This window comes from Elioraea sp. Yellowstone, from assembly GCF_006704265.1.
Classification (GTDB): domain Bacteria; phylum Pseudomonadota; class Alphaproteobacteria; order Acetobacterales; family Acetobacteraceae; genus Elioraea.
In genome coordinates this window covers 1-5829 of record NZ_VIKA01000184.1, presented here as the reverse complement: position 1 = coordinate 5829, position 5829 = coordinate 1, and the positions used below count along the sequence as shown (strand labels likewise).

Sequence of the window (5829 nt, the reverse complement as noted above, 5' to 3'; positions counted from 1 at the left end):
GGTCGGCACGGCGGCGCGGATCGCCGCCTCCAGCGCACCGAGGCCGCCGGCGCCGCCCGCGCCGGCGGGCCGTGCGGCCGGACCGACCACGACCTCGTAGGTCGCGATCTCGGCCCCGTCCGCCGCGGTCGCGACCACGACCGTGCGGCCGCGCCCGACGCCCGAGACGAACAGCGTGGTCGGCGAAGCGGCCTGCACGCGCGCGATGCGCGGATCGGCGGCGAAGACCGTCGATGCCGCCTGCGGCAGGGTGACGAGCTGGCCGCCTCCCACCTCGATCTGGAGAGTGCCGCGCGCCTGGGCGAGGGCCGCGGGCGCCCCCGGGGGGACGGCCGCGAGCGCGGCGCCCATGAGCCCGCCCGCCAGGAATGCGCGGCGGAACAGGCGGAGGATCATCGGAAGATCACCTCCTGGCGCTCGTCCCCCTGGATGATGCGCAGCCGCGCGCCGACCGGCCGCTCGACCGCATCGGCCTGCGACAGCGCCGGCGAGACGTCGCCGCCGAACACGGAGCGGCGCGCCGGCACCTCCTCGACCCGCTCAACCGCCATGGCGCGGATCGTGAGCGAGAGCCGGCCGAGCTGGGCGGCGACCGCCACGCGCTCGGCCTCCTCGGGCGTCACCTCGAGCGTGACGGTGCGCGCGATCCTGCCCTCCGGCGATGCGGTGGCGCCGGCCGCGCCCTGGGTGAGCTGCTGGTCCACCGCGATCACGCGCACGTCGTTCAGCACCGTCTCGCCGACCACGCGCCGCGAGAGCTGGGCGACGGCTTCGTCCAGCTTCTGGGTGAGCAGAAGATCGACGCGGTCGCCCGGCCAGATCAGCCCGGCCGCGCCGGTGATCGCATCGACGCCGACCGTGATCGCGCGCATGTTCGGCCGCAGCACGGCGGCCAGGAAACCGCGATCGCGCGGGCGCAGCACGTCGCCAAGCGCGATCGGCTCGCCCGCCTCGAGGTAGCGGCGCACCAGCGCGCCGGCGAGTTCGGCGCGGGTCTCGGCGGTGTCGCGCAGCACGCCCTCGCCCGCCTCGCCGGTCGGCACCTCGCGCACGCCGAGATCCTCGTTGCGCAGCAGCGAGCCGGCCGGGATGGGACGCGCGGCGACCAGGGTCCGCACGAGCAGCGGCGGGGGCGGAGCCGGGGACGTCTCGGCCACGACGACGCGCGCCGGCTGGCGCGGCAGGAAGGTCTGCATCCCGACCATGGCGATGCCGGCGGCAGCCAGCACGATCAGGCCGATGAGGATGAAGCGGATGACCATGGCGCTCACTGCACCACGAATTGGTTGCCAAAGGCTGTAAGCGCGCCGGCGGCGATGGCGATGCCGTAGGGCAGCGGGCCGCGCCGGCGGATGCGCCACGCCTCGGCGGCCGCGACGCGGGCGAGGATGGCGCTCCGCCGTCGGGTGGGGGCCACGGGTCCGGCGGCAAGGCGGTGCATGAGCAGGTAGCCGGAGGCGAGCACGCCGCCGGCGAGCGCGGTCGCGACGACCAGGGTCCAAATGCCCTGCGGCGGCAGGCCAAGCGCGAGTGCCGTCGCGAGCTTGACATCGCCGCCGCCGAGCCAACCGCGGGCGAACAGCGCGAACAGGAGGACGAACAGCGCCAGCGCGGCGGCGAGGCTGGCGGCGAGAGCGCCGGGCCCCTCGACGACGCGCAGCAGGATCGCGGCCGCCGCGATCGATGCCGAGAGCGGGTCAGGGATACGCCGGACCGCGAGGTCGCGCCATGCGGCGGCCAAGACAGCGGCGACGAGACCGATCACGAGGGCTGACGTCACGCCGGCCGTCACATCGGGGCGATCCTTGCGTTCCCGGTACGGGGTCCGTGCCGATGAGAAGCGGCGGGGAGCCCGACCGGTCGCCCCGCCGCCGCAGATGGTTCACGCCATGCCGCCCTCCGGCGAGGGCGGTTCGGGATCAGCCGCCGCCACCGCCGCCGGCATTCGTGAGCGCCTGGCTGACCGCAGTGAACGCGTCCCCGATCCCGGTTCCGACGGCGGTCAGCACGCCGACCAGCGCCACGATGATCACCGCCGCGATCACGCCGTACTCGATCGCGGTGACTCCCTTCTCGTCGCGACGGAGCGCGGCGAGGCGGGACCGAACCACCCTGTACGCCTTCACCATGTCCGGTCTTCCTTCTCCCATGGACACCGCGGAGACAGTGGCAGCGATCGCTTAACAATTCGTTGCCGTGATCCAATTCATCATGACCATGCATAGTCGAGCACGAGTCTTGCCCCAGGAAGATTCTTCTCTTTGTGGTCAGACGATGCGATGCCGCGCAATTACACAATCGTATGATATAGAAAAAAATCAAACAGGGACTTGCCTTGCATCGATACTCTTGTGCCTTAAAATCAGCATTCAATCATGCTGATTTTATTGTAAAATGCCCCATTATGAGCGATGAGGATCCCCGCACATGTCGGGTGATTCGTCTTGTCAGCGAATACAAAGATATGGTGAAACATTATACCATGGTCTGCAGAACGCTCCGCGAAAGGAGCAATCCGTTAAGAAGTCGTGTGCAATCATCATCCTGCACATCGGTGCGACTGCTGCAGGATCCGGAGCATGAGGGTGCCGCCTGCCATCGCCAGCCTCGCCCATGTCCGAGCCACGCTCGGCACCCTGGCACGGCTGCGCCGGCAGCAGGACGGCGCCACGGCGATCACCTTCGGCGTCATGGCGACTGTGCTCGTCGGCTTCACGGGACTCGCGGTCGAGGGCGGCTCCTGGTACGCGACCAAGCGCGCGGCGCAGACAGCGGCCGACACCGCCGCCCAGGCCGGTGCCGCTGCGCTCGCCTTCGACCGTCCGGCGGCGGCCGCGGCGCTCGAGACCAGCGCGCGCAACGGCTTCACCCACGGCAGCGAGGCGACTACCGTCACGGTGAACGTGCCGCCGCTCGCCGGACCGAATGCGGGCGATGCGGGCGCGGTCGAGGTGGTGGTGCAGCGCCGGTCGCCCTTGCGGATCGCCGCGCTGTTCCTGGCCGGTGATGCGACGATCGCGGCGCGCGCGGTCGCGCGTCTTGTCTCCATCGGCGGCGGATCGGCGTGCATCCTCGCGCTCGGTCGCCAGGGCGGCGCGCTGGTGCAGGAGGTCGATCTCTCCGTCGGCGGCAATGCGAGCATTGCGGCGCCGACCTGCAGCCTCGCCTCCAACACGTCCATCCGCCAGTTCGGCAGCGCCGAGATCGACGCCTTCACGCTGGTCGCGGTCGGCACCGTCGAGATCGGCAGCCCGCAGAACGTCACGCTGGAACGGCCGGCCGCCTCCTACCAGCCGCCGATCCGGGACCCCTTCGCCCCCGACGTGCCCGGCACCGGCGTGCCGCTGCCGGCGCAGAGCGGGCCGTGCGACCGGTCGAACTACTCGCTTGGCCCGAGCAGGACCGAAGCCCTGTCGCCGGGGCGGTACTGCGGCGGGATGAACCTGAAGGGAACGGCGATCCTCTCCCCCGGCGTCTACGTCATCCAGAACGGCGACATGACCGTCAACGCGCAGGCCCACATCTCCTGCCCGACCTGTACCCCCGGCAACGGCGTCACCTTCGTCTTCACGGGCGAGGCGAACCAGATCGGCGCGCCGGACATCAACGGCGGCGCCTCCATCGATCTGATCGGCGGCACGCCGCAATACCGTGGCATGCTGATGTACCAGGACCCGCGCGCCCCCGCCGGCAACGACGTCCGCCTCAACGGCGGTGCCGGCATCACCACCAGCGGTCTTTTCTACTTCCCATCCGCCGACCTGATCGTGAACGGCAATTTCGGCGGCACCAATTCCACCTGCAAGGCGTTCATCGGCGAGTCGATCACGCTCACCGGCACGACGCAGCAGACGGTGCGGGTCGAAGGCTGCGCGGCGCTCGGCCTCGACCCGGACACGATGCTGCCGCAGGTGCGCGTCGTGCGGCTGGTGGAGTAGCGCGATGACGGCGCTCCTGCTCCGCCTTGGTGGCTGCCGCCGCGCCGTCGCGGCGGCCGAGTTCGCGGTGATCGCGCCGGTGATGGTGCTGCTGCTCGCCGGCCTGGTCGATCTCGCCGGCGCGCTGCAGCAGACCATCCGGCTCGAGAGCGCGGCGCGCGCCGGCGCCCAGTACGCGATGAGCTTCCCCAGCGATACCGCCGGCATCACGGCGGCAACGGTCTCGGCCCTCGGCAGTTCGGGTGGGACGGTGTCGGTCGTGCCCGCCTACTGCGCCTGCCCGGGGGGCGGCACCGGTGTGGTGGCATGCGAGGGCACCCCCTGCAACGGCGCCCCCTCGGCGGTCTATGTCGAGATCAGCGTCACGCGAACCTATACGGCGATCATCGGCATCGGCGGGTTCGTGCTGCCCTCGACGCTGAGCGGCACGGCCGTGGCGCGGCTGCGCTGAGGGCGGCCGGTGCCTGCGCTCCTCGCATCCGGATGCCGCGGCGAGAAGGGCGGTGCCGCGCTCGAGTTCGCCATGGTCGTGCCCGCGTTTCTGATGCTCGCCTTCGGCATCGTCGACTTCTCGCGCTACGCCTTCGCGCTGATCTCGGTGCGCCAGGCGGCGGCGGAGGCGGTGCGGGCCGCCTCGCTGGGGCTCTCGGCCGAGCAGGTCCAGGCCTTCGCGCGTGCCCAGGCGCCATTCCTCGGCGAGGCGCTGCAGGTGAGCTGCACCGGCTGCACCGGCGCCGACCCGAGCGAGGTCCGCACCTACAGCATCACGGCCAGCACGACCTTCCGCTTCCTTCTGCCCTATCTGCCCTCCGCGACGATCGCGATCAGCGAGCAGACCGCCGTCACCTACTGAGCCGCCGGTCAGCCGGATCGGCGGCTCGCGCCCCGCAGCGTCGCGTGCGATGGTGGGGCGGTCTGGCGCAACGCCGGGCCGATCGACCACCGAGCCGGACGAGAGACGATGAGCCTGAAGGGAGCGGTGCTGCCCGTGACACCGCTGCAGCAGAACTGCACACTGCTGTGGGACGAGGCGGCGAAGCGCGCAAGCGTGATCGATCCGGGCGGCGATGTGGACCGCATCGTTGCCGCCCTCGACGAGCTCGGGGTCGTGGCGGAACGGATCCTCCTGACCCATGGGCATATCGACCACGCCGGCGGCGCGGCCGCGCTCGCCAAGAGGCTCGGGCTGCCCGTCTGGGGGCCCGGGGTGGAGGACCGGTTCCTGCTCGAGGGGCTTGAGGCCCAGGGTCGCGTCTACGGCATCGCCGAGGCGCGCAACCTCGTCCCCGATCGCTGGCTTGCCGAAGGCGACACGGTGCCGATCGCCGGGCGCGATTTCGCGGTCCTGCACTGCCCTGGGCACACGCCCGGCCACTTGGTGTACGTCTCCAGGGAGGCGCGCGTGGCGCTGGTCGGCGATGTGCTGTTCCGCGGCTCGATCGGGCGCACGGACTTCCCCTATGGCGACAGCGCAGCCCTGATCGAGGCGATCCGCGCGAAGCTCTTTCCGCTCGGCGACGACATCGCCTTCATCTGCGGCCACGGCCCCGGCGGCAGCCTCGGCGAGGAGCGGCGAAGCAATCCCTTCGTCGGCGAGCAGGCTTGAGGGCAGCGGCCTATGCCGCCGCGCTGCATGCTGTGCTAAGAGGGTTTCCCGGGACCCCGTAGCTCAGCAGGATAGAGCAGCTGATTCCTAATCAGCAGGTCGCGTGTTCGAATCACGCCGGGGTCGCCATCCCTCTCACGAAAATCTCTTGAACACGTTCAGCAGCAAGATCTCTATGTGGTGGGCAACCGTATTCGCCCCGATCTTAAGAGGCTGTTTCGGAATGCGGTGGGAACGAGGGTTGGGAGGTCACGGCGGGTTGTGATTCCAACGGGTTGTCGAGAC

Annotated in this window: 8 protein-coding genes and 1 tRNA gene; 5 read left to right on the top strand and 4 right to left on the bottom strand. The window is 70.6% G+C overall.

The window, feature by feature from the left end; translation table 11 throughout:
- The 4 genes from FK498_RS16895 to FK498_RS16880 form a co-directional block, all read right to left on the bottom strand.
- Positions 1-396, bottom strand: a 396-nt coding sequence (locus FK498_RS16895; protein ID WP_202614892.1) for a pilus assembly protein N-terminal domain-containing protein, incomplete at its 3' end; no start/stop codon positions are given.
- On the bottom strand, positions 393-1262 hold the full coding sequence (cpaB, locus tag FK498_RS16890) for a Flp pilus assembly protein CpaB (RefSeq protein ID WP_141856623.1): 870 nt from the start codon (positions 1260-1262) through the stop codon (positions 393-395). The genes cpaB and FK498_RS16895, both read right to left, overlap by 4 nt.
- Before the next feature lie 5 nt (positions 1263-1267).
- The gene (locus tag FK498_RS16885; RefSeq protein ID WP_141856621.1) at positions 1268-1780 is read right to left on the bottom strand and encodes a prepilin peptidase; all 513 of its coding nucleotides are present in this window, start codon (positions 1778-1780) and stop codon (positions 1268-1270) included.
- A 139-nt stretch (positions 1781-1919) separates the two neighbouring features.
- Entirely contained in the window at positions 1920-2129 is a 210-nt protein-coding gene (locus FK498_RS16880; RefSeq protein ID WP_141856619.1) for a Flp family type IVb pilin, read from the bottom strand.
- Positions 2130-2579: 450 nt separating this feature from the next.
- Here FK498_RS16880 and FK498_RS16875 point away from each other — a divergent pair, with 450 nt between their 5' ends.
- From FK498_RS16875 to FK498_RS16855, 5 genes are all read left to right on the top strand, one after another.
- Entirely contained in the window at positions 2580-3938 is a 1359-nt protein-coding gene (locus tag FK498_RS16875; protein ID WP_141856617.1) for a pilus assembly protein TadG-related protein, read from the top strand.
- Positions 3939-3942: 4 nt separating this feature from the next.
- The gene (locus FK498_RS16870; protein WP_141856615.1) at positions 3943-4389 is read left to right on the top strand and encodes a TadE/TadG family type IV pilus assembly protein; all 447 of its coding nucleotides are present in this window, start codon (positions 3943-3945) and stop codon (positions 4387-4389) included.
- Between the two features lie 9 nt (positions 4390-4398).
- Entirely contained in the window at positions 4399-4791 is a 393-nt protein-coding gene (locus FK498_RS16865) for a TadE family protein (RefSeq protein WP_141856613.1), read from the top strand.
- Between the two features lie 108 nt (positions 4792-4899).
- Positions 4900-5544 carry an MBL fold metallo-hydrolase gene (locus FK498_RS16860; protein ID WP_141856611.1) on the top strand — a complete coding sequence of 215 codons (645 nt, stop codon included), beginning with the start codon at positions 4900-4902 and terminating at the stop codon, positions 5542-5544.
- A gap of 52 nt (positions 5545-5596) precedes the next feature.
- Positions 5597-5673 (top strand) — tRNA-Arg (locus tag FK498_RS16855).
- Positions 5674-5829 lie beyond the last annotated feature (156 nt).

Bases quoted from the DNA above. Each gene is read 5' to 3' on its own strand.
- FK498_RS16860 (WP_141856611.1), top strand. From the start codon at position 4,900: ATGAGCCTGAAGGGAGCGGTGCTGCCCGTGACACCGCTGCAGCAGAAC.
- FK498_RS16875 (WP_141856617.1), top strand. From the start codon at position 2,580: ATGAGGGTGCCGCCTGCCATCGCCAGCCTCGCCCATGTCCGAGCCACG.
- cpaB (WP_141856623.1), bottom strand. From the start codon at position 1,262: ATGGTCATCCGCTTCATCCTCATCGGCCTGATCGTGCTGGCTGCCGCC.
- FK498_RS16870 (WP_141856615.1), top strand. From the start codon at position 3,943: ATGACGGCGCTCCTGCTCCGCCTTGGTGGCTGCCGCCGCGCCGTCGCG.
- FK498_RS16880 (WP_141856619.1), bottom strand. From the start codon at position 2,129: ATGGTGAAGGCGTACAGGGTGGTTCGGTCCCGCCTCGCCGCGCTCCGT.